General features: G+C 69.6%; 29 protein-coding genes. 19 read left to right on the top strand and 10 right to left on the bottom strand.

Annotation, left to right across the window (positions count from 1 at the left end):
* Window positions 1-4: 4 nt before the first annotated feature.
* Window positions 5-649, bottom strand: coding sequence for a thiamine phosphate synthase (gene thiE / locus E3T54_RS08875; RefSeq protein WP_241977141.1), 645 nt, complete (start codon window positions 647-649; stop codon window positions 5-7).
* A 70-nt stretch (window positions 650-719) separates the two neighbouring features.
* Between thiE and thiO the strand changes: the two genes are divergently transcribed.
* The 10 genes from thiO (at window position 720) to E3T54_RS08825 (ending at window position 11,833) form a co-directional block, all read left to right on the top strand.
* Entirely contained in the window at window positions 720-1,952 is a 1,233-nt protein-coding gene (gene thiO / locus E3T54_RS08870) for a glycine oxidase ThiO (protein ID WP_134475371.1), read from the top strand.
* Window positions 1,949-2,203 (top strand): sulfur carrier protein ThiS, encoded by a 255-nt coding sequence (gene thiS, locus E3T54_RS08865; RefSeq protein ID WP_134475370.1) that lies wholly within the window; start codon window positions 1,949-1,951, stop codon window positions 2,201-2,203. The genes thiO and thiS overlap by 4 nt, the downstream gene beginning before the upstream one ends.
* A 2-nt stretch (window positions 2,204-2,205) precedes the next feature.
* Window positions 2,206-2,997, top strand: coding sequence for a thiazole synthase (locus E3T54_RS08860; protein ID WP_092323445.1), 792 nt, complete (start codon window positions 2,206-2,208; stop codon window positions 2,995-2,997).
* 35 nt (window positions 2,998-3,032) lie between these two features.
* A complete protein-coding gene (gene moeB / locus E3T54_RS08855) occupies window positions 3,033-4,202 on the top strand; it encodes a molybdopterin-synthase adenylyltransferase MoeB (protein ID WP_134475477.1) in 1,170 nt (389 codons plus the stop codon).
* A 520-nt stretch (window positions 4,203-4,722) separates the two neighbouring features.
* Window positions 4,723-6,528, top strand: coding sequence for an acetate--CoA ligase (gene acsA, locus E3T54_RS08850; RefSeq protein WP_134475369.1), 1,806 nt, complete (start codon window positions 4,723-4,725; stop codon window positions 6,526-6,528).
* Window positions 6,525-7,526, top strand: a complete 1,002-nt coding sequence (pdhA, locus tag E3T54_RS08845; RefSeq protein ID WP_241977140.1) for a pyruvate dehydrogenase (acetyl-transferring) E1 component subunit alpha — start codon at window positions 6,525-6,527, stop codon at window positions 7,524-7,526. The genes acsA and pdhA overlap by 4 nt, the downstream gene beginning before the upstream one ends.
* A 13-nt stretch (window positions 7,527-7,539) precedes the next feature.
* Entirely contained in the window at window positions 7,540-8,520 is a 981-nt protein-coding gene (locus E3T54_RS08840; protein ID WP_134475368.1) for an alpha-ketoacid dehydrogenase subunit beta, read from the top strand.
* Window positions 8,513-9,949, top strand: coding sequence for a dihydrolipoamide acetyltransferase family protein (locus E3T54_RS08835; RefSeq protein WP_134475367.1), 1,437 nt, complete (start codon window positions 8,513-8,515; stop codon window positions 9,947-9,949). Before E3T54_RS08840 ends, E3T54_RS08835 begins: the two co-directional genes overlap by 8 nt.
* On the top strand, window positions 9,946-10,188 hold the full coding sequence (locus E3T54_RS08830; RefSeq protein WP_092323437.1) for an acyl carrier protein: 243 nt from the start codon (window positions 9,946-9,948) through the stop codon (window positions 10,186-10,188). Before E3T54_RS08835 ends, E3T54_RS08830 begins: the two co-directional genes overlap by 4 nt.
* A 169-nt stretch (window positions 10,189-10,357) precedes the next feature.
* A complete protein-coding gene (locus E3T54_RS08825; RefSeq protein WP_134475366.1) occupies window positions 10,358-11,833 on the top strand; it encodes an HNH endonuclease signature motif containing protein in 1,476 nt (491 codons plus the stop codon).
* A gap of 105 nt (window positions 11,834-11,938) precedes the next feature.
* Here the strand turns inward: E3T54_RS08825 and E3T54_RS08820 are convergent, their stop codons facing one another.
* Window positions 11,939-12,547, bottom strand: a complete 609-nt coding sequence (locus E3T54_RS08820; protein ID WP_241977139.1) for a TetR/AcrR family transcriptional regulator — start codon at window positions 12,545-12,547, stop codon at window positions 11,939-11,941.
* A gap of 133 nt (window positions 12,548-12,680) precedes the next feature.
* Here E3T54_RS08820 and E3T54_RS08815 point away from each other — a divergent pair, with 133 nt between their 5' ends.
* The 3 genes from E3T54_RS08815 to E3T54_RS08805 all read left to right on the top strand — a co-directional run bounded on the left by E3T54_RS08815 (window position 12,681) and on the right by E3T54_RS08805 (window position 15,831).
* Complete coding sequence (locus E3T54_RS08815) at window positions 12,681-13,898, top strand: acyl-CoA dehydrogenase family protein (RefSeq protein ID WP_241977153.1); 1,218 nt, start codon at window positions 12,681-12,683, stop codon at window positions 13,896-13,898.
* 67 nt (window positions 13,899-13,965) lie between these two features.
* A complete protein-coding gene (locus E3T54_RS08810) occupies window positions 13,966-14,307 on the top strand; it encodes a hypothetical protein (RefSeq protein WP_134475364.1) in 342 nt (113 codons plus the stop codon).
* A 114-nt stretch (window positions 14,308-14,421) separates the two neighbouring features.
* On the top strand, window positions 14,422-15,831 hold the full coding sequence (locus tag E3T54_RS08805) for a chromosome partitioning protein (protein ID WP_134475363.1): 1,410 nt from the start codon (window positions 14,422-14,424) through the stop codon (window positions 15,829-15,831).
* 96 nt (window positions 15,832-15,927) lie between these two features.
* Here the strand turns inward: E3T54_RS08805 and E3T54_RS08800 are convergent, their stop codons facing one another.
* Window positions 15,928-16,107 (bottom strand): hypothetical protein, encoded by a 180-nt coding sequence (locus E3T54_RS08800; protein ID WP_134475362.1) that lies wholly within the window; start codon window positions 16,105-16,107, stop codon window positions 15,928-15,930.
* A 170-nt stretch (window positions 16,108-16,277) separates the two neighbouring features.
* Here E3T54_RS08800 and E3T54_RS08795 point away from each other — a divergent pair, with 170 nt between their 5' ends.
* The 3 genes from E3T54_RS08795 to E3T54_RS08785 all read left to right on the top strand — a co-directional run bounded on the left by E3T54_RS08795 (window position 16,278) and on the right by E3T54_RS08785 (window position 18,699).
* Window positions 16,278-16,793, top strand: a complete 516-nt coding sequence (locus tag E3T54_RS08795; RefSeq protein ID WP_134475361.1) for a hypothetical protein — start codon at window positions 16,278-16,280, stop codon at window positions 16,791-16,793.
* A gap of 83 nt (window positions 16,794-16,876) precedes the next feature.
* Entirely contained in the window at window positions 16,877-17,875 is a 999-nt protein-coding gene (locus tag E3T54_RS08790; protein ID WP_134475360.1) for an ATP-binding cassette domain-containing protein, read from the top strand.
* A 38-nt stretch (window positions 17,876-17,913) separates the two neighbouring features.
* Window positions 17,914-18,699, top strand: coding sequence for an ABC transporter permease (locus E3T54_RS08785; RefSeq protein WP_092322435.1), 786 nt, complete (start codon window positions 17,914-17,916; stop codon window positions 18,697-18,699).
* Window positions 18,700-18,729: 30 nt separating this feature from the next.
* Here E3T54_RS08785 and E3T54_RS08780 read toward each other — a convergent pair whose 3' ends face one another.
* On the bottom strand, window positions 18,730-19,521 hold the full coding sequence (locus tag E3T54_RS08780) for a LysR family substrate-binding domain-containing protein (RefSeq protein WP_134475359.1): 792 nt from the start codon (window positions 19,519-19,521) through the stop codon (window positions 18,730-18,732).
* A 66-nt stretch (window positions 19,522-19,587) separates the two neighbouring features.
* Between E3T54_RS08780 and E3T54_RS08775 the strand changes: the two genes are divergently transcribed.
* Window positions 19,588-20,052 (top strand): DUF5997 family protein, encoded by a 465-nt coding sequence (locus E3T54_RS08775; protein WP_166784356.1) that lies wholly within the window; start codon window positions 19,588-19,590, stop codon window positions 20,050-20,052.
* Here E3T54_RS08775 and E3T54_RS08770 read toward each other — a convergent pair.
* The gene (locus tag E3T54_RS08770) at window positions 20,049-20,708 is read right to left on the bottom strand and encodes an alpha/beta hydrolase (RefSeq protein WP_134475358.1); all 660 of its coding nucleotides are present in this window, start codon (window positions 20,706-20,708) and stop codon (window positions 20,049-20,051) included. The genes E3T54_RS08775 and E3T54_RS08770 overlap by 4 nt on opposite strands.
* Window positions 20,709-20,869: 161 nt before the next feature.
* Between E3T54_RS08770 and E3T54_RS08765 the strand changes: the two genes are divergently transcribed.
* Window positions 20,870-21,457, top strand: a complete 588-nt coding sequence (locus E3T54_RS08765; RefSeq protein ID WP_092322430.1) for an NUDIX hydrolase family protein — start codon at window positions 20,870-20,872, stop codon at window positions 21,455-21,457.
* A gap of 112 nt (window positions 21,458-21,569) precedes the next feature.
* Here the strand turns inward: E3T54_RS08765 and E3T54_RS08760 are convergent, their stop codons facing one another.
* The 5 genes from E3T54_RS08760 to E3T54_RS08740 all read right to left on the bottom strand — a co-directional run bounded on the left by E3T54_RS08760 (window position 21,570) and on the right by E3T54_RS08740 (window position 25,661).
* Window positions 21,570-22,052 carry a GNAT family N-acetyltransferase gene (locus E3T54_RS08760; protein WP_241977138.1) on the bottom strand — a complete coding sequence of 161 codons (483 nt, stop codon included), beginning with the start codon at window positions 22,050-22,052 and terminating at the stop codon, window positions 21,570-21,572.
* On the bottom strand, window positions 22,033-22,581 hold the full coding sequence (locus tag E3T54_RS08755; RefSeq protein ID WP_134475356.1) for a GNAT family N-acetyltransferase: 549 nt from the start codon (window positions 22,579-22,581) through the stop codon (window positions 22,033-22,035). The genes E3T54_RS08760 and E3T54_RS08755 overlap by 20 nt, the downstream gene beginning before the upstream one ends.
* 128 nt (window positions 22,582-22,709) lie before the next feature.
* Complete coding sequence (locus E3T54_RS08750; RefSeq protein WP_198414453.1) at window positions 22,710-24,248, bottom strand: DEAD/DEAH box helicase; 1,539 nt, start codon at window positions 24,246-24,248, stop codon at window positions 22,710-22,712.
* 263 nt (window positions 24,249-24,511) lie between these two features.
* The gene (locus E3T54_RS08745; protein ID WP_134475354.1) at window positions 24,512-25,150 is read right to left on the bottom strand and encodes a DUF1684 domain-containing protein; all 639 of its coding nucleotides are present in this window, start codon (window positions 25,148-25,150) and stop codon (window positions 24,512-24,514) included.
* A 4-nt stretch (window positions 25,151-25,154) separates the two neighbouring features.
* Complete coding sequence (locus tag E3T54_RS08740; protein ID WP_134475353.1) at window positions 25,155-25,661, bottom strand: hypothetical protein; 507 nt, start codon at window positions 25,659-25,661, stop codon at window positions 25,155-25,157.
* 42 nt (window positions 25,662-25,703) lie between these two features.
* Here E3T54_RS08740 and E3T54_RS08735 point away from each other — a divergent pair, with 42 nt between their 5' ends.
* Entirely contained in the window at window positions 25,704-26,147 is a 444-nt protein-coding gene (locus tag E3T54_RS08735) for an EVE domain-containing protein (protein WP_241977137.1), read from the top strand.
* The last annotated feature ends 67 nt before the right edge of the window (window positions 26,148-26,214 follow it).

The following is a 26,214-nucleotide window of genomic DNA, read 5'->3' as shown; positions in this document are numbered from 1 at the left end:
GCGGCTAGCGCAGCGGGGGCAGGTGAGCGAGCAGCCGCTGCGCGGCATCCGTCGGGTCATCCGCCTCGGTGATCGCGCGAACCACGACGACGCGAGTCGCGCCGGCCACCACGACCTGCTCGATGTTGGTCAGGTCAATGCCGCCAATTGCGTACCAGGGCAGGTTGCTTCCCGTCGCTCTGATCCTCTCAGTCGCGTACCCGGCCAGCGCGGTCCCCACCGCGGCACGCCCCGGTTTCGTCGGCGTGGCCCAGACCGGACCGACACAGAAGTAGTCCAGCGCCTCGGCGGCCAGGGCGGCGTCGATCTGCTCCGGCGTGTGGCTGGAGAGGCCGATCGCGGCCGTCTCACCGAGCAGCTTGCGGGCGGAGGCCAGCGGCAGGTCCTTCTGCCCGATGTGGAAAACCGGGGCCTCGGCCAGGACTGCGATGTCGGCCCGGTCGTTGACGGCCCAGAGCTTCCCGTGACGCTCTGCGGTGTCACGGAGGATCTCGAGGAGCTCCAGTTCCTCCGCAGCCTCGATGGTTTTGTCCCTGAGCTGGATGATGTCCACACCCCCGGCGAAGGCGGCATCGAGGAACTCGGCGAAATCGCCGCGCGACTTCCGGGCGTCGGTGCACAGGTACAGCCGGGCGTGATCATGATCCATGTGACCCACCATAAAGGCGATTTCCGCGAGTCGGCCCCATTCCGGACCCAGACCGAAATGCACCGGGTTCATGGCTGAGCGCGCCGTGGACGTCGTCGTCATTGGCGCCGGCATCATCGGGCTGGGGATAGCCTGGACGGCCGCGCGATCCGGCCGCACCGTCACCGTCCTCGACCCCGCGCCCGCCACCGGGGCTACGTATGCCGCCGCAGGGATGCTGGCTCCCGTCAGCGAGCTGCATTATCAGGAGGAAGACCTGCTCGAGCTCACGCTGGCTTCCGCGGCGTTGTACCCGGCATTTGTCGAGTCCCTGGGTGTGGCCGCCGCTGACGCCGGCTACCGGACGACCAGGACCATCACCGTTGGCGCCGACGCGGCAGACCGGCGGTCGCTGGCCGACCTGCGCGAGGCGCAACTCAGGCACGGTCTGGCCGTGGAACCGCTGACCATCCGCGCAGCACGCGCCCACGAACCCCTGCTCAGCCCGCAGCTGTCAAGCGCATTCAACACCCCGCAGGACCACCAGGTCGACCCCCGGCTGCTGGCGCACCGGCTGGAATCCGCCATTGGCCAGGCCGCGGCGGCGAACCACTGGACCCACGACGCGTTCCTCAGGCAGAACGCGGCCGGGCTCGTGCACGAGAATCCGGCGGATGCTTCCTCCCGCGTTGTCGGGGTCACCCTGGCGGACGGCTCCACGGTCACGGCGGGCGAGGTCATCGTTGCCAACGGCCTGGCCGCCGCCCGGCTGGGCGGGCTGCCGGATTGGCTGGCGCTGCCGCTGCGCCCGGTCTACGGCGAGATCCTCCGGCTGCGCGTCCCGGAGCATCTCCGCCCTCTCCTCACCGCCACCATCCGCGGCCTCGTTCGCGGCCTTCCCGTCTACCTCGTTCCGCGCTCCGACGGAACGGTCGTTCTCGGTGCCACCCAACGCGAAGACGGGTCAGCCGCGGTGTCTGCGGGAGGTGTGCACCAGCTGCTGCGGGATGCCCAGGTGCTGGTGCCGGCGGTGGCCGAACTGGAACTCATCGAGGTCACCGCCCGCGCCCGCCCGGGGACACCGGACAACGCGCCGCTGCTCGGACGGGTCGCCCGCGGCCCCGGGCGGGCAGCCGGCGACATTCCGGGCCTGGTCATCGCCACCGGATTCTTTCGCCACGGCGTTCTGCTCACCCCCATCGCGGCCGAGCATTGCCTGCACCTGCTCGACGGCACGGCGGACGCCAGATGGGCTCGTTTCCTCCCCGACCGTTTCTCAGCCCACCCCGTTCCCGCCGCCCAGCCAGAAGGAGTCCGCCCATGACTGAACCCCAACCCGCCGAGATCACCGTCAATGGCTCGGCCCGGATCCTGGCGAAGGGCGAGACCGTCACCGAACTGGTCGGCGAAATCACCGGCCGCCGGATCGCGGGGAACGGGCAGGCGACTGACGGGAAGCGACTCGGTGTCGCCGTCGCCCGGAACGCCGGCGTGGTGCCGAGAAGCCAGTGGGCCACAACCACACTCATGCCCGGCGACGACGTCGAGATCGTCACCGCGGCGCAGGGAGGCTAGCCATGACGCTGACCACGCAACCGGGCCCAGATCCGCTGGTGATCGACGGCATCCCGTTGACCTCCCGCCTGATCATGGGCACAGGCGGCGCACCCAGCCTGGACGGGCTCGGCGCGGCCCTGCTGGCGTCCGGCACGGAGCTCACCACGGTGGCCATGCGCCGGCACAGCCCGGGCGCCGCCGGGTCTCTGTTCGAGCTGCTGGTCGAGCACGGAATCCGCGTTCTGCCCAACACCGCCGGCTGCTTCACCGCCAGGGAAGCGGTGCTGACGGCGGAACTGGCCAGGGAGGCCCTCGAAACCGACTGGGTGAAACTCGAGGTCATCGCCGACGAGCAGACGCTCCTCCCCGACGCCGTCGAGTTGGTGGATGCGACCGAACAGCTGGTGGCGCGCGGTTTCAAGGTGTTCGCGTACACGAACGACGACCCGGTGCTGGCGTTGAGGCTCGAGCACCTCGGCGCCGTCGCCGTGATGCCGCTCGGCGCGCCGATCGGCACGGGCCTCGGCATTCTCAACCCGCACAACATCGAGCTCATCGTTGCCCGCGCCGGAGTCCCGGTGGTGCTCGACGCCGGAATCGGCACCGCCTCTGACGCTGCGCTCGCCATGGAGCTGGGCTGCCACGCCGTGCTGCTGGCCACAGCCGTCACGCGCGCGCAGGACCCGGTCAGGATGGCCGACGCCTTCAGGCACGCCGTCATCGCAGGCCGGATGGCCTCGCAGGCCGGGCGCATCCCCAAACGGAAACATGCGCTGGCCTCGTCGGCGATGGACGGACGGCCGGACCTGTGAACGCTGCCACCACAGCATCCGCGCTCGCCGCGTCTATGTCGGCCGTGGCGCCGCTGGTCGAACCGGCCGCCGATCTCACCGTGGCGGAGACCGAACGCTACTCGCGGCACATCATCATCCCCGAGATCGGCGCCGTCGGCCAGCGCCGGTTGAAGAACTCGCGGGTGCTCATGGTCGGCGCGGGCGGCCTGGGCTCGCCGGTGCTGCTCTACCTGGCGGCCGCCGGCGTCGGCACTCTCGGCATCATCGACGACGACATCGTCGACCTCAGCAACCTACAGCGCCAGGTGATCCACGGCGTCGCGGATGTCGGGCGGTCGAAACTGGAGTCGGCTCGCGACGCCGTTGCCGAGCTCAACCCGCTGGTGGCAGTGCGGCTTCACCACGCCCGGCTGGACAGCACGAACGCGCTGACGTTGTTCGCCGACTACGACCTGATCGTGGACGGTTCGGACACCTTCGCCACCAGGTATCTGGTCAATGACGCCGCGGCGATTCTGGGCAAACCGTATGTCTGGGGATCCGTTTCCCGCTTTGATGGGCAGGTCAGCGTGTTCTGGGCGAAGCACGGCCCCAGCTACCGCGACCTGTACCCGGAGGCTCCGCCGGCTGGATCGGTCCGGAGCTGCGGCGAGGGCGGGGTCTTCGGCATGCTGTGCGGCGTGGTCGGCGCGATGATGGTGTCGGAGGCGGTGAAACTGATCACCGGCGTAGGACGTACATTGCTCGGACGGGTTTTGCTCTTCAATGCGCTGGGCGCGTCTTGGCGCGAAATCACGGTCGCCAGGGACCCCGCCGGCGAACCGGTCACCGAACTCGTGGACTATGAGCTCTTCTGCGGAACATCCCACCGGCCGGACACGGATGCCAGCGCCGGTCTGTCTGTTCGCGAGCTGGCTGGCATGCTGGCCGCGCGAGGGCGCGGTGACTGCGACTTCGAGCTCATCGACGTGCGGGAGCCGGGGGAGCACGAGATCGTGCGCATCCCCGGGTCGCGGCTCATCCCTGTGGCTCTCATCCTCGGCGGGGGCGCCGTGTCGCAGGTACGGCTGGACCAGAACATCGTGCTGTACTGCAAGGCGGGAATCCGGTCGGCTGAGGCACTCTCTGAGCTGCGACGGCAGGGCTACAGCCGTATTCAGCATGTGCAGGGAGGCGTGTTGGCGTGGGCGAAGGAAATCGATCCGTCCCTGCCCCTGTACTAAGGCGTGACTACTGCGTTTCGAAGCCAGATGGTGACGGTGTCGAGGACGTCGTCGGTTAGTGAGGGCAATGCTGCTGCCAGTGATTTCGCTGCTCGCATACTCAGCGCATGCGGGGAACGGTCGGCCTCTGCCCTCGCCGGTGACCTTCTGGGTACTCGGGAGGGTGGCAGTTCTCGATCTTGAAGGCGGTCGGATTCCGTTCCTTGAGTCGGTAGAGCGGAACGCACTTCAACGCCGTCTGAGGACTTCGTGAAGCGAGTCCAGGTCGATGCCGATGGCTGCGATCTTAGGCGGAGGATTTTCTCGTTCCCTGGCGCGCGGCGGCCGGGGCAAAAAAAGGAGGCAGGGCGACAACCCGAATGTCACCCTGCCTCAGCTCCGGTTACGAAGAACCGGGGAGCTTTCGTAGCTAATACTGCAGGTGCGGAGCCGAATCCGAAAGTCATCATTTCGGGGGACCCCGGAACGAGGGGGTCTCCGTGCCCTATGCCAGAGGCTCCGCCGGGAGTTTGATGTGGGCATGACGGCAGGAATAGAGTCGGCCACCCGCTGGCCCACAATCCACAAGGACATCGCCGGCTTCCCGGTGCAGCCGAATCTCGTCGACTACGACGCGACGTGCGCTGCCTTCACCTGGGACTCGGCCCGGCGCGGGTTGTCCGGGCTGCCCGGCGGCCGGGGCCTCAACATCGCGTATGAGGCGGTGGACCGGCACGCGGCCGGCGCGCACGCCGCCCGCGAGGCGTTGCGCTTCGTCCGGGCCGACGGCACGACCCGCTCGCTGACCTACGCGGATCTCTTCGAGCAGACCAACCGCTTCGCCAGTGTGCTGCGCGCACTCGGCGTCGAGCGGGGGGAGCGCGTCTTCTCGCTCCTCGGGCGCATCCCCGAGCTGTACGTGGCGATGCTCGGCACCCTGAAGAACGCGAGCGTCTTCTGCCCGCTCTTCTCCGCCTTCGGACCGGAGCCGGTGCGCCAGCGGCTGCACCTCGGCGCCGGCCGGGCGCTGATCACGACCCGGGCGCTCTATCGCAAGAAGGTCGCGCCGATCCGCGCCGAACTTCCCGAGCTGCTGCACGTGCTCCTCGTCGACGCCGACGGCGCCCCGGAACCGGGCACCCTCGACCTGGCCGAGCTCATGCGCAACGCCCCGGAGTTCGGCGGGATCGCGACCACGCACCGCGAGGACATGGCACTGCTGCACTTCACGAGCGGCACGACCGGAACGCCCAAGGGAGCGATCCACGTGCACGACGCCGTGACCGCGCACTACGCCACCGGGCGCTTCGCGCTCGACCTGCACCCCGACGACATCTACTGGTGCACCGCCGACCCGGGCTGGGTCACCGGCACCTCCTACGGGCTGATCGCGCCGCTCGTGCACGGCGTGACCAGCATCGTCGACGAGGAGGAGCTGGACGCCGACCGGTGGTACCGCATCCTCGCCGAGCAGCGGGTCACGGTCTGGTACACGGCACCGACGGCGCTGCGGATGCTCATGAAGGCCGGCGCCGAGCGGGCACGGGGCCACGACCTGTCGGCACTCCGTTTCGTGGCCAGCGTGGGCGAGCCGCTCAACCCCGAGGTCGTGGTCTGGGGCCAGGAGTCGTTCGGCCAGCCGGTGCACGACAACTGGTGGCAGACCGAAACCGGCGGCATCATGATCTCGAACTACGCGGCCACCGAAATCCGGCCCGGCTCGATGGGACGGCCGCTGCCCGGCGTCGAGGCCGCGCTGGTCGCGCGCGACGAGCAGGGCAAGCCGGTGCTGCACAACATCACCGCCGTGCTGGTGACCGATCCGGATGTCGTGGGCGAGCTGGCCCTGCGCCCCGGCTGGCCGTCCATGTTCCGCGGCTACCTCAACGAGGAGGCGCGCTACCAGCGCTGTTTCGTCGGCGGCTGGTACCTCACCGGCGACCTCGCCAAGCGGGACGCCGACGGCTACTACTGGTTCGTCGGCCGCGGGGACGACGTGATCAAATCGTCGGGCCATCTCATCGGACCGTTCGAGGTGGAGAGTTCGCTGATGGAGCACGAGGCCGTGGCCGAGGCCGGCGTGATCGGAGTCCCCGACCCCGTCGCCGGCGAGATCGTCAAGGCCTTCGTCGAACTGCACGCGGGGTTCGAACCCACGGATGCGCTGCGCCTGGAGATCATCGGCTTCGCCCGCAAGCGGCTCGGCCCCGCCGTGGCGCCGCGCTTGCTCGAGTTCGCCGAGTCGCTGCCTCGCACCCGCAGCGGCAAGATCCTGCGCCGGCTGCTGAAGGCCCGCGAACTCGGCCTGCCCGAGGGGGACACGTCGACGGTGGAGGTGCCGCGGTGACCGGCAAGGCGGCCGAGGCGCCGCACTTCGCCGACCCGGAGCACGCCCGTCATCTGCTCCACCAGATGCTCCGGGTGAGGCGGCTGGAAGAGAAGTGTGTGGAGCTCTACAGCGAGGCGAAGATCCGCGGGTTCCTGCACGTGTACATCGGCGAGGAAGCGGTCGCGACCGGCGTGATGGCGACCCTGCAACCGGACGACGCCGTGCTGGCGACCTACCGCGAGCACGGCCATGCGCTCCTGAAGGGCGTTTCCGCCGGTGTGATCCTGGCCGAGATGTACGGCAAGGCCGAGGGATGCTGCCGCGGGCGCGGCGGGTCGATGCACCTGTTCGACGCGGCCACCCGGTTCTACGGCGGCAACGCCATCGTGGCCGGCGGCCTGCCCCTCGCGGTCGGCCTGGCCCTGGCCGACAAGATGGCGGGGCGCCGGCGGGTCACCGCATGCTTCTTCGGCGAAGGCGCCGTCGCCGAGGGGGAGTTCCACGAGAGCCTCAACCTCGCCGCGCTCTGGCAGCTGCCGGTGCTGTTCTGCTGCGAGAACAACCTCTACGCCATGGGCACCGCGCTGAATCGCTCGGAGTCGCAGACCGACATCGCCCTGAAGGCGGCCGCCTACGAAATCCCGGCCTGGGCCGTGGACGGGATGGACGTGCTCGCGGTGGAGGAGGCCGCGCGCCGGGCGACGGACGCCGTGCGCGCCGGAGGAGGACCGCATTTCCTCGAACTGCGCACCTACCGTTTCCGGGCGCACTCGATGTTCGATCCCGAGCGGTACCGGGAGAAGGCCGAGGTCGCCCAGTGGCTCGAGCGTGACCCGATCGACCACCTCCGGACGGCCCTCGAGGCCGCCGGCCAGCTCCGCAAGAAGGATTGGGACGCCATGCAGCGGGAGGTGGACGCGGAGGTGCAGGCGGCCGTGGATTTCGCCGAGGCGGGCACCCCGGAACCAGTCGACGAGCTCACCCGCTTCGTCTACAGCGAACGGGGCGCACCATGAACGGGGTGCTGCCATGAAGACGACCTACCGTGAGGCGATGCGCGCCGCCATGCGCGACGCGATGCAGCGTGACGACCGGGTGTTCCTGATGGGCGAAGACGTCGGCGAATACGGCGGATGCTTCGCGGTGAGCCTCGGGCTGCTGGAGGAGTTCGGACCCGAGCGGATCCGCGACACCCCGCTCTCGGAGGCCGGATTCGTCGGGGCCGGGATCGGCGCGGCCCTCGGCGGGATGCGCCCGATCGTCGAGATCATGACCGTCAACTTCAGCCTGCTCGCGCTGGACCAGATCATGAACAACGCGGCGACCCTCTCGCACATGTCGGGCGGGCAATTCAGCGTGCCGGTCGTCATCCGGATGGCCACGGGCGCCGGCCGCCAGCTCGCCGCCCAGCACTCGCACAGCCTCGAGGGCTGGTACGCGCACATCCCCGGGCTGCGCATCCTCGCCCCGGCGACCCTCGCGGATGCCCGCGGGATGCTCTGGACGGCGCTCGAGGATCCCGACCCGGTGCTGATCTTCGAGCACGGCTCGCTCTACAACATGGCCGGCGACCTCGACGATGACGCCGGCGCGGTGGACATCCACACCGCCGCCGTGCGCCGAACGGGCACCGACGTGTCCCTGATCACCTACGGCGGAACGCTGCAGACGACCCTCGACGCCGCGGATCAGCTGGCGGAGGAGGGCATCGACGCCGAGGTGCTGGACCTCCGCACCCTGCGTCCGCTCGACGACGCGGCGATCCTTGCCACCGTGGCAAAAACGCACCGCGCCGTCGTGGTCGACGAGGGCTGGCGCAGCGGCAGTATCTCCGCCGAGATCAGCGCCCGGATCACCGAGGCCGCGTTCTTCGACCTGGACGCCCCGGTGGGCCGGGTCTGCAGCGCCGAGGTGCCGACGCCCTACGCCAGGCACCTCGAGCTGGCCGCGGTGCCCTCGGTGGAGCGAGTAGTCGCCGCGGCACGGCAGGCGGTGGGGGCGCATGGGTGACTTCCGGATGCCCTCACTCGGCTCCGACATGGAGAGCGGCAAGATCATCGAATGGCTGGTCAAGCCGGGCGACTACGTGCACCGCGGCGACATCGTCGCCGTCGTCGACACTCAGAAGACCGTGATGGACGTGGAGACCTTCGAGGAGGGCGTGGTCGCCGACCTGCTCGTCGAGGTCGGCACGACAGTTCCGATCGGCACCCCGCTGGCGCGGATCACGGGTACCCCCGCCGAGGGTGCCGAACCGGCCCGGCCGGCACCTCGGGCGCGGGCGGAGAAGCCCGCCGAGAAAGCCGCCGAGAAGCTCACCAGGAAGCCCGAGAAGCCGCCCGCAGAGAAGCCGCCCGCGAAGGAGCCGGCACTCGGCTTCGTCTCTCCTCCGGTGCGCCACCTCGCGCGCCAGCTCGGCGTCGATACGGCCCGGCTCCGCGGCACCGGCAAGCACGGCGCGATCACCCACGCCGACGTCGAGCGCGCCGCGGCGGAGCTTGGGCCCGAAGCGGCCCGGGCCCAGGCCGCCCCGGCCCTGCCCGCAGCCGCCGCCGGCCGAGTCCGCTCCTCGCCGCGTGCCCGGCGGGTCGCCGACGAGCTCGGCGTCGACCTGGCCGCCGTGTCGGGGACGGGCCCCGAAGGCGCGATCACCGAGACCGACGTCCGACGGGCCGCAACCGCGGCCGCACCGCCGCCGCTCCCGGCAGCGCGGGCCGCCGGGCCGGAGGCGCCGACAGTGCGCCCCGGCCCGACACCGGCCGAGGCCGCGGAGCGGTCTGCGAGCCTGCGCCGGGCCATCGGGTCGCTGATGTCCCGGTCGAAGAGGGAGATCCCGCACTACTACCTCAGCACGACCATTGACCTGCGTGCCGCCCTCGCCTGGATGGAGTCGACCAACACCGGCCGGCCCATCGCGTCCCGGCTTGTCCCCGCGGCGCTGCTGCTGAAGGCATCCGCGCTGGCCGCCCGGGACGTGCCGGAGGTCAACGGGTTCTTCACCGACGACGCCTACCAGCCGAGCGACGCGGTGCACCTCGGCGTGGCGGTGGCGCTGCGCCAGGGGGGACTGGTCGCGCCCGCGATCCACGACGCAGACACCCTGTCGATCGACCTGCTGATGGAGCGCCTGCGCGACCTGGTCAGCCGCGCCCGCGCGGGGCGGCTGCAGCGTGCGGAGATGGCCGACCCGACCATCACCGTCACAAACCTCGGCGACCTCGGTGTCGAGAGCGTCTTCGGCGTCATCTACCCGCCGCAGGTTGCGCTGGTCGGCTTCGGCCGGGTGGTCGAGCAGCCCTGGGCGCAGAATGGCCTGATCGGAGTGCGCCCCGCCGTCACCGCGACCCTGTCCGCCGACCATCGCGTGAGCGACGGCTTGCGCGGAGGAAGATTCCTGGCGCGGGTCGACGAGCTGCTGCAGAAACCGGAGGAACTATGAACGAGCAGGACGCCCGAGCGGCCGTGCACGCCGCGATCGGCCAGGTGGCGCCGGATGTCGACACGGAAGACCTCGTGGAGACCTCCCGGCTGAGGCAGGACCTCGAACTCGACTCGCTCGACTTCCTGCGGCTGATCGAGACGATTTCGCAGGCGACCGGCGTCGACGTCCCCGAGCGCGACTACACCCAGGTGTCGACGGTGAAGGGGCTCGTCGAGTACGTCGCCGCCCACGGCTGAAACGCGCCGTGCCGACTTCGCCCACAACTGCCGCCGCTGCCAGGGTGAGGGGAGGCGAGGTGGGGTCCATTCCTCCACAGGGGCCGCCTCGCCGGAGTTATCCACAGAAAATGCGGCTGACCGGCCCTTTGTCGGCAGGAATGTCGGTGGTTCGGTGGAGACTTAACGCATGGACACCCCCACCGAAACCCCGCAGGCGCCCGCCGGATCGGCCCCCGCCGACGGTGCGGATGCGCTCGCGTCGTTCGCGGCGATCAGCGCCCAGATCGGTGACGCGCTGCGGTGTTCGGCTGTGCGGGCCCTCGATGACGACCCTCTGTTGATGGTGACCGCGGCGATCGAAGACGCGGGCCGCCGGGTCGATGCACTGCGGGTGGCCGCGGCCGCGGAGATCGCCGACCGGTCCCGATTCGAGCTCGGCACCGGCCGGCTCTCGGCGAAGAAGGGCTGCCGCACCCCGTCGGAGCTGGTGCAGCGGATGACCCTGGTGTCCGGGTCGACCGCGAACCGGCGGATGCGGCTCGGCTCGCAGGTGCGCACCGATTTCTCCATCGTCGGTCAGGCTCTGCCGCCGAAGTTCCCGGCGACCGCGGCGGGCCTGGCGACCGGGGCGCTCGGCCTCGACGCGGCCGAGGCCATCCTCGGCGCCCTCACCCCGACCCTGAACCGCGCAAACCTCGAAAACGTGCAGCTGGCCGAAACCGAACTCGTCGCCGCGGCGACCGGGCAGAGCATGGACACCTGCGTGCCGGCCACGGCCGATGAGATCCGGTTGCAGGCATCGGTGTGGAAGCCGGTGCTCGATCCCGACGGCGCCCGCCCCGACGACGAGCGTGCCTTCCAGGAACGCGGGCTGCGCCTCGGGCGCGCGCAGGGCGGAACGATCCCGGTCTCCGGCCGGTTGCTGCCCGAGATCGGCGGGCAGCTGCAGCGCCTCTTCGACGCGTATCTCTCGCCCAAGTCCGCCCCGGTCGCGTTCCTCACCCAGGAGCAGGCGCAGGAAGAACTCGAACGGTCGGTGCTTGAGCGCGACGACCGCACCTTCGACCAGCGGCGGCACGACGTGCTCGCTGTCATCCTCGACGTCGCGGCGCGCAGCGCCGAGGCCCCCACCATCGGAGGCGCCGCCCCCACCGTTCTCGTCACCGTCCGGCAGAAAGACCTTCTTCAGGAACGGGGAGTGGGCTGGATCGACGGCATCGAGGTTCCGCTGTCGATGCGGGCCGTGAAGCAGAAGGTCTGCACCGGCGGCATCCAGCCCGTCGTCTTCGGCGACGAAAACGCGATCTGCTCGCTCGGTGTGCCCGACCGCTGCTTCAATCGGGAGCAACGCCGGGCGATCTCCGCCCGGGACGGTGGCTGCATCATCCCTGGCTGCCAGATCCCGGCCAGCTGGAGCGAGATCCATCACGTCATCCCGGATGCCTTCGGCGGAGACACTCACACCGACAACGGGGTGCTTCTCTGTTGGTTCCATCACCGAACGATCGAGACCTCCGGCTGGAAGATCCGCATGCTCCGAGGCGTCCCCCAGCTCAAGGCGCCACCCTGGCTCGACCCCGGCGGCGGCAAATGGCGCTACGTCACCACCTCCCGCACAAGGATCGCGGATACCCTCGACCTCCGCCTGGCCCAATCGGACTGAGTGTCAGCCGGACCAGGTGCCAGCCGGGCCAGGTAGCTGGGCCAGGGGCCAGCTGGACTGAGGGCCAGCCGGACCAGGCGCCAGCCGGACTGGGTGTCGGCTGGGCTAAGCCCGGGCTTGGGGAAGTCGGATGCCCTGCACGATCAGGGTGGCCAGCTCGTCGTACGCCTCGGCGTCGGTGAGACCCGTGCTGTCGGCGATCTGGCGTTGCTGGATGCGCACCATGACGGCCGTCACCGCTTCGGCGATGAACGCGGCGGGAACCGGGCGGAACGCGCCGCGTTCGACCCCCGCGGAGATGAGTTCCCGCACCCGGTCCGCGGCGATCTGGGTGTTGCGTTCGTAGATCTCGTTCGCCGGCGGGAAGGCCGCGACATCGTCGACGAAGGCGGCGGATGCCGGACGCAGCTCGTCGCCGACCGCCCTCAGGTAGACGGCGATCCGATCGGCCGGATCGGCAGCGGCCGACAGCTTCTGTTCGACCCGGTCCGCGGCGCCCTTGAAGAAATGCACGACCGCCGTGCGGACCAACTGCTCGCGGCTGCTCGCCAGCGAGTAGATCGTGGTCTTCGAGCAGTGCAGCCGATTCGCCGCCTCGCCGAGGGTGATGTCCGAGAAGCCTTCCCGCAGGAACAGTTCCACGAGCTGGCCGAAGAGCTCGTCCTGCCGGGCCGACCAGCGCCGCCGCGGGCTGCCGAGGGGGATGGCGGTCACGGTCGTCTCACTCTCGTCCAGGTCGGCGCGCGGACTCCAGCTTGTGAATTCCAACGTTTTTAAGTTCCAGTGTACGCTCGTACTCGAAATCGTATCATTGACGATGCGAATGAACGCGAGGCACACAGTGACGATCACGGCAGAGAACCCGGCCGCGCCGGCCACCCAGACGGGCCCGACGGCCCCGGACCAGCCGCCCTACCCGGATGCCGACCTGCTCTTCGTCGATCAGCTGCTCTCGGATGCCGAACGCCGACGGCTCGCCGCGGCCCGGGCGTTCTTCCAGGCCGAGGTGCGTCCGATCGCGGTGGAGCACTGGAACCGCGCCGAGTTCCCCTTCGCGATCCTGCCGAAGCTGGCGAGCCAGAACCTCAGCGGGGTCGGCGCCGGGGGCACGGGGCCCCTCCTGTCCGGGCTCCTCCAGATGGAGCTCGCGCGGGCAGACACGTCGATCTCGACGTTTTTCGGCGTGCATCACGAGTTGTTCGCGACCGCGATCGAAACGCTCGGCTCTGATGACCAGCGGGCCCGGCTCCTTCCCGACCTCCTCGCGCTGAAGACGATCGGCGCCTTCGCCCTGACGGAACCCGGGCACGGGTCCGACATCTCGCGGGACATGCAGACCACCGCGACCCGCGACGGTGACGAATGGGTGCTGAACGGGCAGAAGCGGTGGATCGGAAACGGCGCCATGGCCGACCACGTGCTCGTCTGGGCCCGTGACACGGCCGACCAGCAGATCAAGGGCTTCATCGTCGAGAAGGGACGGGCCGGGTTCTCCGCGTCCACGATCGAGAACAAGATCGCCGTGCGCATTGTGCAGAACGCGGACCTGACCCTCCGGGACGTGCGGATCCCCCTCGAGAACTGGCTGCCGGGAACCGGCAGCTTCCGGGACACGAACCAGCTGCTGCGTAACTCGCGCGTGTGGGTCGCCTGGCAATCGGTCGGCCAGCAGTTCGCTGCGTTCGACGTCGCGCGCGCCTACGCCCTCGACCGGCGGCAGTTCGGCAAGCCGATCGCCTCGTTCCAGCTGATCCAGGAGCAACTGACGCGGATGATCGGCAACGCCACCCTGTCCCTGTCGCTGATGATCCAGCTGGCCCGGCTCCAGGAATCGGGCAGCCTGAGCATGGATCAGGCGGCGCTCGCGAAGGCCTCCTGCACGTCACTCATGCGCGAAACGGTGGCACTCGGCCGGGGCATCCTCGGTGGCAACGGCATCAGCACCGACTTCGAGATGGCCAAGATCTTCGCCGACGCCGAAGCGATTTACTCCTACGAGGGCAGCTACGAGATCAACGCGCTCCTCGTCGGCCGGGCCGTCACCGGAATCTCGGCGTTTTCCTGACGGCCGGTAGCCTTGGGACGCGGCGACGCGCTCGGCACCCGCAACGACCCCTTCCGAAAGCAGAAGAATGATCACCCTGTCCTGGCTCATCATCGTCACCGTCCTGGCCGCCGGACTCGCGCTCGCGGACGGAATCATCCGGTTGCGCGGCTCGCGCAATAACTCGATCCTCGCCATCGCGGAAGTCGCCGTCGCGGCCCTGATGCTGGTCTCGGCCTTCACCGCCCTGCCGGCCCCGTTCACCACCTTCTTCTTCGCCCTGGCCCTCGAGGCCGTTCTCGTGCTGCTGCTCGTGCTGCCGGGCCGCGGACGCAAGGGCGCACCGACCCTAATCATCATTGCCCTGGTCGTGAACACGGTGGTCGTGCTGACCTCGGCCGGCTGGCTGCAAATCCCCGGGATGGGCTAGCCCGGCACGGTTCACCGGGACATTCGCCCGAGCAACGAGTGGCCCGGATGCCCGAACGGGGGCCGTCTGGCCATAAACTGCAGAGGCACGGCCCGGGATAGGAGAAAGAGCACCATGACACAGCACACACCGCTCCTCCCCCGCATCATTGCTTTCGTGGGGGATGACTCCACCGGCGAGGTGACCATCGACGGCGTGCGCCAGCTGGTGGCCGCGCCCGACGAAGCCGGCGTGCGCGAGGAAATCATCGCTCGGGTCACCAGCGCGGCGATCAGGATCGGCGGGCCGGTGCGGCTCGTGGCCGAAGACTCGCAGGGCCAGTCGCCGCTGATCGTGTACCCGGACGGTCGCGTCGAGTCGGACGGGGATTTCGTCCCCGCCTCCGAGCGTCGGTCGACGCTCGCGGACGCGCTCCCCGAGCTGGAGGCCGAGCCCGAACCGGAGCCCGAAGCGGCACCGGTTGCCGACCCCATTCTCTCGATCCTCGCGGCGGTAACTGCCGCCCCCGTGGCCGCCGTGGCCGCTGCTCCCATCACCAAGCCAACGGAGACGCGCATGCCGCCCGTTTCACTGCCGACGTCCGGCTCCACGACACCCGATCTCGCCGACTTCCTCAAGTCCCGGCCTCAAGAAACCGCGGGCCCCGCAGAGCGGGGCTGGCAGGGGACGGTGAGCCGGATGACCGGCGGGCGCGTCTCTCCTTCGCCCAGCCGGATCGAGGTCACACACCGTGCCGCCATCGCAGCGGTCCAGCGCGGGCTCAGCGGCCCCCGCACGATCGTGGTGCTCAACCCCAAGGGCGGAGCCCACAAGACCACGGCGACGCTGCTGATCGCGGCGACCTTCGGCATCCACCGCGGCGGCTACACGCTCGCCTGGGACAACAACGAGACCATGGGCACGCTCGGCGTGCGGGCGCAGGGCGCCGCCCACAATAACACCGCCGTCGATCTGCTCCGGGATCTCGACCGCCTGGACGGCGACCGCACGGTGAGCGTGGCCGACGTGGACCGGTACGTGCGCAACCAGGGGGACTCCCGGTTCGACGCCCTGGCCTCGGACCAGGATCCGGCCGGCGCGGCCAGTATCGACGATGTCGCCTTCCGCAAGCTTCATTCCACGCTCAGCCGCTTCTACCGCATCCTGGTCATCGACACCGGCAACAACATGCGCGCGTCCAACTGGGAGGCGGCCGTCGAGACGGCCGACCAACTCGTCGTCGTGTCCACCATCCGTGAGGACACCGGCTACGGCGCGGCCTCGCTTCTCGACGGGCTCCGGCAGAAGGGCCACGCGGACAAGGTGGCCCAGGCCGTCACGCTGCTGGCTTCGCCGGCGAAACGCGTCGACAACAAGCTGTCTCGCCGCCTGCACGATCACTTCCAGCAGCTGACCCGCACGGTGCTCGATGTCCCCTACGACCCGTCCCTGGTCGCGGGAGGCCCGCTGAACATCGATGCGCTGGCCCCGCAGACCCGCGAGGCGTGGCTCCGGGCCACGGCCGCGATCGCCGAGGGGCTGTAGCCGCAACCCCCGGGCCGCGCCGGTCAGCGCTCTGGTCAGCGCTCTGGTCAGCGCTCTGGTCAGCGCTCTGGTCAGCGCTGGGTCAGCGCGCTTCGGTCAGCTGAAGGCGACGCGCGGCAGCCGCACGGGGTCGCGACGAACAGGGTCGCGGCGTACTGAGGTGCGGTCGCATCCTGAGCACGCGAGCAGGTACAGCGGCAAGGAGATCCGGTCGGCGTGGGCGGGGTTCGGTGTGAGGTTGGCCTGGGAGTGGCAGTACGGGCAGGTTATCCTCATGACGTCGTAGCCTCGTTTCGTTGCGACCGATTTTCCGCGACACGCGCCTGATGTCAAAAATATAACTGGGCCTGGCACTAGACTCCACCCCCTTTACAGATGGACGAATCCGTGCCTGCCCTGCCGAACGCGGGGGTTCGGCGCTATCCTCACAGGTGAGGGAGGCTGGCGTGGGACTTTTGAATGAACAGCAGTTGACCCTGGTCGGAGAGCTCGATCAGCGGCTGCGCTGGGAAGCAGAACTCGAAAGCGTCTTCGCCGCCGTGGTTCCCGGCTGGTACGGGCGCCTGCTGTCGTCGCTCATCCTCGCGACGGGCAACGCCCACGTGCTCTATCTCTCGGCCTCGTACCTGCTTGAGGGGAGCGCCTTCTCGCTCAACGCGGCGCTCTTCACCAACAAACTGTATGTTCGGGCGACGGTAACCGGCACCCAGGGCACGGAGAGCGGCGACCGGGCCGAGCCATCGGTCACGGCGCTGTCGCGTTCGTCCCTCACGTCGATGCGCCTCTCCTGCGACCACGACGCCTTCGACCAGACAACCCCCTGGCCGGGCAGTATCCGGCTCACCCTCGTCTTCGCGCGCGACCTGGCCGTCTCGCTCCCGCTCGGAGCCGCTCGCACGGAGGCCGGGGACGCCGAGCTGCACGCGCTGGTCACCACGTCACGAGCGAGCCTCGAACGCTAGTAGCCTCGGGCCACGAGCCGTATTAGCGTTGACTCAGTACTCGCCGGAACGCACCCGGAACCCCACACGCAGGGAACATTCGAATGAGCATCATCGAGGCCACCGGCCTGACCAAAACGTATAAATCGAAGAGCGGGCCGGTGCACGCGCTGGCCGGCCTCGACCTCGCCGTTCCGCGGGGAACCGTCAAGGCCCTGCTCGGTCCGAACGGCGCCGGCAAGACCACCGTCGTCAAGATGCTCACGACCCTGATCCGGCCGGATTCCGGCCGGGCGATCGTCGACGGGATTGATGTCGTCCAGGATCCGAAGGCCGTGCGCCGGGTCATCGGGGTCTCCGGCCAGTATGCGGCCGTCGACGAGAACCTCACCGGCTTTGAAAACCTCGTGATGGTCGGTCGGCTCTACCACCTGGGCGGAACCGCGGCGAAACGTCGCGCCCACGAGCTGATCGACCTCTTCGACCTGACGGAGGCGGGCAACCGGCCGGTGAAGGGCTTCTCCGGCGGGATGCGGCGACGAATCGACCTCGCCGGCGCGCTCGTCATCAACCCGAAGATCCTCTTTCTCGACGAGCCGACGACGGGGCTGGACCCCCGCAGCCGGCTCGCCCTTTGGAGCGTGATCAAGCAGTTGGTCACGGACGGCACGACCGTGCTCCTGACCACGCAGTACCTGGAGGAGGCCGACCAGCTCGCCGACGACATCGCCGTCATCGACGACGGCCGCGTGATCGCGGAGGGAACCTCCGACCAGCTCAAGGCGCAGATCGGAGGGCACCGGGTCGTGGTCGCCCTCATCGACGCGGGCCACGGTCCCGCCGCCCGGGGGGTCCTGGGCCGGTACGGCGAGGGCGAGCCCACGGTGTCCGGCGACGGCCGGGGGATCGAGGTCGCCGTAGGAGACGGGCCCTGGGCCCTCCAGCACGTGCTGGCGGACCTCGGCGCGGCAGGAATCGCCCTGCACGACGCCGGCATGCGCCGGCCGACCCTCGACGACGTGTTCCTCAAGCTCACCGGGCACATGGCCGACCAGGCCGCCGAGGGCGATGCCCCCGACCTTGCGCTGGGGAAGGCGAAGTGAGCGCCGCCTCGACACTGCCCACGTGGAATCCGCTGACCATGTGGTACTCCGACGGCTGGACCGTGACCAAGCGCAACCTGACCAAGATCAAGCGGTCGCCCGACATGCTCGTCTTCGCGGTGATCCAGCCGATCATGTTCGTGCTGCTGTTCAGCCAGGTCTACGGGGGCGCCATCCAGGTGCAGGGGACGGACTACACCCAGTTCCTGATGGCCGGGATCTTCGCTCAGACCGTGGTGTTCGGCTCGACGTTCTCCGGTTCGGCGATGGCCCAGGACCTCAAGGAGGGAATCATCGACCGCTTCCGCAGCCTGCCGATGAGCGGGTCGGCGGTTTTGATCGGGCGAACGAACAGCGACCTCGCGCTCAACACCATCTCCATGGTCATCATGATGCTGACGGGCCTGGCGGTGGGCTGGCGCGTGAACTCGTCGTTCCCGGAGTTCATGGCCGGGATCGGCCTGCTCCTGCTGTTCAGCTACTCGTTCAGCTGGGTGATGGCGCTGCTCGGGATGATGGTGACCAGCCCCGAGGTCATCAACAACGCCTCCTTCCTCATCCTGTTCCCCCTGACGTTCATCTCGAATGCGTTCGTGCCCAGCGACACCCTGCCGGAACCGCTGCGCACCTTCGCCGAGTGGAACCCGGTGTCCTCGCTCGTTCAGGCGGCCCGGGAGTTGTTCGGCAACGTCGGCACCGCGCCGGTTCCGGATGTCTGGACCATGCAGCATCCGTTCGCCACGGTGCTGATCGGCATTTCGGTGATGCTCGTTGTCTTCGTGCCGCTGTGCATCAGGAAGTTCGCCTCGATCAGCTCGCGGTGATCCGGCCCGCGGTGATCGGCAACGCAGTGCTCAGCTGCGTCGTCGCCGCGGGTTCGGGGCATTGCGAGTGCGGCCGGGCGCATTCTGGGTCTTCTTCGCGGAAGCCGGCTTGGCCTGCGCGGCGGCGGCCCTGACGGCCTTCGCGGCGGCCTTGGCCTTATCGGTCTTCTTCGCCTTCTTCACCGGCTTGTCGCCGTCGGCCTGAGCCGCGGGGGAGTCGGCGCGTGAGCTGCCCTTCGTGCGCCCCCGCACAATTCCGACGAACTCCTCGATGTCTTCGGTGGTCTCGGCGGTGAGCCAGGCCAGCGCGATCCGGGTCTCGGCGACGCCCTGCACGGGCACCGAGATGACGTCCTTGCGGCTGTGCAGGCGGGCGAGGGAGTGGGGGAGGATGGCGATGCCGACGCCGGCCGCGACCTGTTCCATCACCTCGTCCAGGCCCGGCATGGCGGGGAGGCCCCGGCGGGTGCCGTCGTGAACTTCGGTGGCGATGTCCCGCCACTCCGGCACCGCGTCGGGGTCCTGCAGCAGGTGCTCGTCGGCCAGTTCGGCCACGGTCACGGTTTCGGCGGAGCCGAGGGCGTGATCCTTCGCGGCGACGACCACGGGGATCTCGTTGTAGAGCCCGATCACGCTCAGGTCGGTCTCGTCGATCGGCAGGCGCACCAGGCTGACGGTGGCTCGGCCGTCGCGCAGCACGGCATCCTGCTCGGCCGGGTCGGTGCGGAAGACCTCGAGCGGAACGTCCGGCCGGCGGTCGGCCCAGATGCGCGTCCACTTGGTCGGCGTGACACCGGCGGCGAAGCCAATGACGAGGGTCATGGGCGTCCTTTCTCACGGTGTCGAACCCGCCGTTCAGCGGGTGCTCTCAGGCTATACGCTTGATAGATGAGTTCCGAGAAGAAGACCCAGACCATGAAGCCCGCCACGGCGGCCCAGAAGCTCGGGATTCTGCTCGAGGCAGCTCCGGAGGAGTTCCAGAACTCCGCCATTTCGCGCACCGACCTGGCCGAGCTCGAAGAGAACCCGCCGGCCTGGCTGGTCGACCTCCGCGCCAACGGGCCGCACCCCAAGCAGGTCGTCGCAGCCAAGCTCGGCGTATCGATTTCCGGCCTCGCCCGCGGCGAGATGACCGAGTCGCTGACGACGGCTGAGATCAGCGCCCTGCTGCAGCAGCCCCCTGCCTGGCTCGTCACAGAGCGCGCCACCCAGCACGAGGTGCGGGAAGAGCAGATCCGGGTCAAGGACCGTGACGCCGAGCGCGCACGCAAGGCCGCGCACGTCGCCCGTCAGGCGGCTCAGATCGAGGGCAAGCCGGTCAAGGAAAAGCCCAGGGGCAAGAACCGCCGCTAGGCGCGAGGGGCGGCGTACCGCTCCCGGAGGAACTCGACGATCTCGTCGAGTTCGGTCTGCGACACCGAGTGCGCCATGCCCTCGTAAATGCGCTCCGTGAGCGTCGAGTGATCCGGAAGCCAGTCCTGGGTGCGGGCGACGGCCGTTTGCGGAATGATCTGGTCGGCCGTGCCCCGCCCCCAGAACACCGGCGGACGCAGCTCGGCCAGGCGCGCATCGCCCGGGCGCTCGCCGCTCGCGACGAAACCCGACAGCTGAACGGCGAAGGCGAAGCGCTCCGGAGCGTGGCGCATCAGCTGCAGCGCCATCGCGCCGCCCTGGGAGAAGCCGAGCAGGCCGATGGAGGCCGGCTGCTCCGGCAGCGCGTCGAGCCACTCCAGCACGCCGGCCGCCGCCGCGTCGAGAGCCTCTGGCCCGGGGTCGCCGGGCTCCCCGATCGGGAACCAGGACCAGCCCTGCCCGGCGGTGAGCGGGGCGCGCAGGGCGGCGATCACCGGCTCCAGCGGAAGGTGCGGGGCGAGCGCAAACAGGTCGCCCTCGTGCGAGCCGAAGCCGTGCAGGATGAGCAGGAGGGGGCGGCCCTCCCGGTCGTGCTCGCCGGCGGACCAGAGCACGGCATCCGTGTCGATCGGCTCGATGCGGTCGCTGTTGTCCATCGGGGTCCTCGCGTTCGTTGCGGAGTCGGGGGTGCAGGCCGGGGGCCGGGCAACCGGTCGTTACATCCTTTCACTGCCGCGGCCCGGTTTCGACTTCCGGCCCTGGGCTCGACTTCCGCCCCGGGCGCACATCCGGGCCCCGGGTGAGTCACAATGAAGACATGAGCGTGCGCACCCCTGACCCCGATCCGGACTGGACCCCTGGCCCCGAGGACGGTCCACCGGTCAACACGAACCCGGGCTGGCTCAGCGACGTCGAGCTCACCCAGATCCGCCGTCGGCTGCCGCTGCTCTACGTGGAGGCCGTTCCGGTGCGCGTTGACGGCCTCGGCCAGGTCGTCGAAATCGGGGTGCTGCTCCGCGCGACGCCGGAGGGCAAAATGACCCGCACCCTCGTCTCGGGGCGCGTCATGTACGGCGAGACCCTGCGCGACGCGCTGTTCCGCCACCTCGAGAAGGACCTCGGGCCGATGGCGTTTCCGCAGCTGCCCGCGAGCCCGGTGCCGTTTTCGGTGGCCGAGTACTTCCCGCTGCCCGGGCTGACGGCCTTCACGGATGACCGCCAGCACGCCGTCTCACTGGCCTACGTCGTTCCGGTCACCGGCACCTGCGACCCGAGGCAGGACGCCCTCGAGCTCACCTGGATGTCGCCGGAGGAGGCCGCATCCGACGCCGTCTCCGCGGAGATGGAGGGCGGCCGCGGTTCCCTGCTGCGCACGGCGCTCGCCTCGGTCGGCCAGCTGCGCTAGCTCTGCAGGGTTCCGTGTCACGAGGGCGTTTCACCTTTGAGATGCGGACAAGCACCCTTTGTTTCGCGCAGGAAGGTGCTTTTTCCGCAACTCAGCCCGGAGTACGAACGAGCTAGCGGATCATGCGGGATTCGCGCAGCATCTCGCCGAAGAACGGCGCGACCTTCTGCGTGCCGTCGAACTCGAAGCCGTTGCGCCGGTAGAAGGCCTCGGCCCGGGGATTGTCGGTGGCGATCCAGAGGAACGCCGGGAGCGTGCCGATCGACGCGTCGAGCAGGTCCTGGCCCGCCCCGGATCCGTGGTGGGCGGTCAGCACGTAGAGCGCATACAGTTCGAGCTCGCGCGGGGCGTCGTCGTCACGGCCGGGCCCGGTGCCCGCGAATCCGACGATCTCGCCGTCGACCTCGGCGACCCACTGCTGGTCGGTCGGGCTGGCGATGATCTGCTCCCAGCGGCTCGCCCGGTCCTCTGGGCGGATGCTGTCGAGCAGCTGCTGCGAGAGCAGGTGCGAGTAGCTCTCCCGCCAGCACTGCACGTGCACGACGCCGAGCGCGGCGGCATCGTCCGGACGCGCCTCACGAATACTGACGCTCATGCTCAATCCCCCCATCGCCCCCGGTCTGCGCCACAGCCTGGCGAACGAGACGCACCTCGCTCAGCTGCTCTCCGAGCACCTCTTCGACCTTGTTCCGGCCGTCGGGCGTGTACCCGTTGCGGGCGTAGAAACCGTGCGCGCGGGAGTTGTCTGCGGCCACCCAGAGCGACGACGGTCCCGGGTCGACGACCGCGTCGAAGAGCGTCTGGCCGATTCCGGTGCCGTGGTAGGCGTCAAGCAGGTAGACGAAGTACAGCTCCGGGACGCCGGGCAGGTCGGCGTCGTGGCCGGGTCCGCTGCCGGCGAAGCCGACGATCTCCCCGTCGACGACGGCCACGACCTGGCGGTACTCCGGCCCCTGCGACGTGTACCGGCGCCACATGGCGGCGAGCCGCTCCGGGTGCAGCTGCGAGAGGGCGGCGGCGCTCAGCAGGTGATCGTAGGTTTCATGCCAGCAGGCCGCGTGTACGCGGCCAAGGCTGTCTGCATCCGCTTCTACGGCGGGCCGAACGACGACTGTGGTGTCCATGAACCGACACTAGCCGAGGCCCGCGGGGTGGTTTTACCGGCGGATGCCGACGCCGTCGGCAACGCACAACGGGCCGGCCTCGTGAGAGACCGACCCGTTTGCGTGCGGAGTGCTGGAACGCCGGGCGCTTAGCCCTGGGCGCGGCGCGGTGCCGAGCGGCGTGCGCCGCCGGTGGAACCGCCGCCGCGCACGAGGCCGCCGACCTGCAGGCCGCCGGTGCGACCGGAGCCCTGAGCCGAGCGTCCGCCGTTGCCCTGGGGTGCGTGGCCGCGGACGGATGCTGCGGGGCGCTCGCCGCGCTCGTGGCGGTTCCCGCCGGGGGCGCCGTCGTTGCTGCGGCCACCGCGGCCACCGGCGCCCTGACCTCCACGGCCGTTGTCACGGTCGTCGCGGTTGACGCGCTTGCGCTGGGCGTTGGCGCCCTGCGAGCGTCCGCCCTGCGACTGGTCCTGCGGCTGCTCGATGCGCGGGACGGGCTTCACATACGCGGCAACCTCGCCGACGAGGGCGTCCACGGCGGGCGAACTCGCGGTGACGCGCTGCGGAGTCACCTTGATGGCGGCCTTCTTCAGCAGGGCGTCCGTGTCGCGCTTCTGCTCGGGGAGCACGACGGTGACGACGTCACCGGCGCTGCCGGCGCGGGCGGTGCGGCCCGAGCGGTGCAGGTACGCCTTGTGCTCGGCGGGCGGGTCGACGTGGATGACGAGTTCGATGTCGTCGACGTGCACGCCGCGGGCGGCGACATCCGTGGCGACAAGCACCTTGACGGTACCGGCGCTGAACGCGGCCAGGTTGCGGTCGCGGGCCACCTGCGAGAGGTTGCCGTGCAGGTCGACCGAGGGGATGCCGGAGTCGGTGAGCGACTTGGCCAGCTTCTTGGCCTGGTGCTTGGTGCGCATGAAGAGGATGCGGCGTCCGCTGCCCGAGGCCAGCTTCTGCACGAGCGCCTTCTTGGAGTCGGTGCCGTCGACCTCGAACACGTGGTGGGTCATCGCGGAAACGTGGCTGGTGGCCTCGTCGACCGAGTGGAGCACCTCGTTGTTCAGGAAGCGGCGGACGATCTTGTCCACGCCGTTGTCGAGCGTCGCCGAGAACAGCAGGCGCTGTCCGCCCTTGGGGGTCTTGTCGAGGATGCGGGTGACAACGGGCAGGAAGCCGAGGTCGGCCATGTGGTCGGCCTCGTCGAGCACGGTGATCTCGACCGAGTCGAGGTTCACGAAGCCCTGCTTCATGAGGTCCTCGAGGCGGCCGGGGCAGGCCACGACGATGTCGACGCCGGCCTTGAGGGCCTGCACCTGGCGGCCCTGCGAGACGCCACCGAAGATGGTTGTCGTGTTGAGGCCGTAGGCCTCGGCCAGCGGGGTGAGCGCCGCGGTGATCTGGGTGGCCAGCTCGCGGGTCGGGGCGAGGATCAGGCCGAGCGGGCGACCCGGGCGACGCTTGCCGCCGGCGAGCTTGCCGCCGAGGCGCGCCACCATGGGCAGCGAGAACGCGAGGGTCTTGCCGGAGCCGGTCTTCCCGCGGCCGAGCACGTCGCGTCCGCCGAGGGTGTCGGGCAGGGTGTCGACCTGGATCGGGAAGGGGCTGTCGATTCCCTGGCTCGTCAGGATGGTGACGAGGGGAGCCGGCACGCCGAGCGTGCTGAAAGATGAAGAAGTTGCAGACAAAGTGGTGCCTTTCGGGCATCAGAGTCCTCGCCGGATCGCACGCCGCGATGGCGACGAGCCGGGATCAGGGAGGAATCACATGGCGAAGGTGCCGAAGGGCACATCCGTTCGCCGTAAGAAAGTGACATTCGAAAAATCGGGCCGGGCCTGCAGGTGATGCGGGAGGCCTCGATAAGAAGAGGGCGTTCTACGACGCAGCAAGCGCAGCAATGCACTCGCAAGTGATTCCAGCTTAGCGGATGCTGTCAAGTCGGGTCAGAAAGCTAGTACTGACGCGAGTGGTACAGCTCGCCGACCGGCACGTCGACCGGAACGATATTGCCGGCCTGGGGGAGCGGGCAGGCCCACATCGGGTCGAAGGCGCACGATGGGTTGTAGGCGAAGTTGAAGTCGAGGATGAGGGTGTCGTGGTCCACGCCTGGGCCGAGGTCCGCGCCCTTGACGGTGTCGAGCAGGTAGCGCCCGCCGCCGTAGGTTCCGCCGGGTTTGCCGGCCAGGGCGTCTTTGAGCGGCAGGAACAGGCCGCCCGCGTAGCCGGCGAGGCGCCACACGTCCAGCACGCCGATGTAGGGCAGCCGAACCGTGCCGACGAGGTCGAACGGGACCGCGCCATCCGTTCCGGTCTCGACCACCATGCGCAGCGGTTCCTCGGCGCGGTGCACCTCGGCCTCGAACCGCCAGTCGGGGTCGTAGGCGGCGATGGGCAGTCCGGTGAACGCGGCGCGGTTATCCGGAAGCAGCGGCGACGACGGATGCCCGGCGAAGAGTTCGTCGCGGCCGGAGCGCCACAGCTCGTGGCCGGCGGCCGGGTTCTGCACGCTGAGCTGCCGCACTCCGGCGTAGAGGCCGAAGACCCGGCGCCGCCAATCGACGAGCTGCAGGGCGCCCAGTGTTGAACTCATTCCGTCAGGCTAGCGGGATGTCGGCGCCGAGGTCGAGGCGCCAGGTGGGGGCGAGGCGCTTGAGCCGGAGCGCCCGCCACTGCCAGAACGCCCAGAAAGCGGGCCACAGGGCGAGGGTCGCCGGGCCGGCTCGGAAGACGAGCTGGTCCCGGTAGAGCGTCTTGCCGGTGCCGGCCGGGTCGGGGGCGACCGCCATCTGGTGGTCCCAGAGGGTCACCGCGGCCAGCGAGCCGGACGTGCCTCGCCCGGTGTCGCGCAGGATGCGCACGCCGTCGGGCCTCGTGGTCGCCATGGTCAGCCGGATGATCTGCTCGCCGAGTGGCACCAGGCCGAGCCCGCGCAGCGCGACGGGGTGCTCGCCGGACTCCCACACGGTGGGGAAGCCCTCGTCGCCGAGCGACTCCATCCGGACGAGCGGCGAACTCACCTCGGCGAAAACGGCGGGGCTTCGGATGGCGCGCCAGGCGGCATCCGGGGGGCAGTCGAGAATTTCTTTCAGCAGCACGCGCATGCCCCCAGTCTCTGTGGAAGCGGGATGGGATACAACTGGAGCGTGGCAATCCGATACTGGCTGGGAGTTGCGCAGCGCGAAAACGTGCGGCGCGGGGTCGCCATGGGCATCGCCCAGGTCAGTAACGGCGCGCGGGAGGCGCTGGAAAGCATGCGCGACTCGGACGGGATCGTCTACTACTCGCCCAGATCCGACTTCGAGGGCGAGCCGCTCAAATCGTTCACCGCGATCGGGTGGGTGGCCGACGACACGGTCTTCCAGCCCGCCGAGTCCCCGGCGGGCGGCTACCGGCCGTGGCGGCGTCGGATTGAGTACGACCCGGGCGCCGTGGAAGCGCCCATCCGCCCGCTCCTGCCCCTGCTCGACCTCACCCGCGGCAATCCGGACTGGGGGTATCAGCTCAGGCGCGGCCTGCTCGAGATCTCCCGGCACGACTTCGAGGAGATCCGCCGGCAGATGCGGCGACCCTCGGCCGACGACCGGTAGCGCCGGCACCTGGCTCGCCGAGTTTGCCCGTTCCGGTTGAGTTTGGCCGGCGCACCCGGGCAACTCG

This window comes from Cryobacterium sp. Sr8, from assembly GCF_004403225.1.
Lineage (GTDB): Bacteria > Actinomycetota > Actinomycetes > Actinomycetales > Microbacteriaceae > Cryobacterium > Cryobacterium psychrotolerans.
This window is presented reverse-complemented; position numbering and strand designations above follow the sequence as displayed.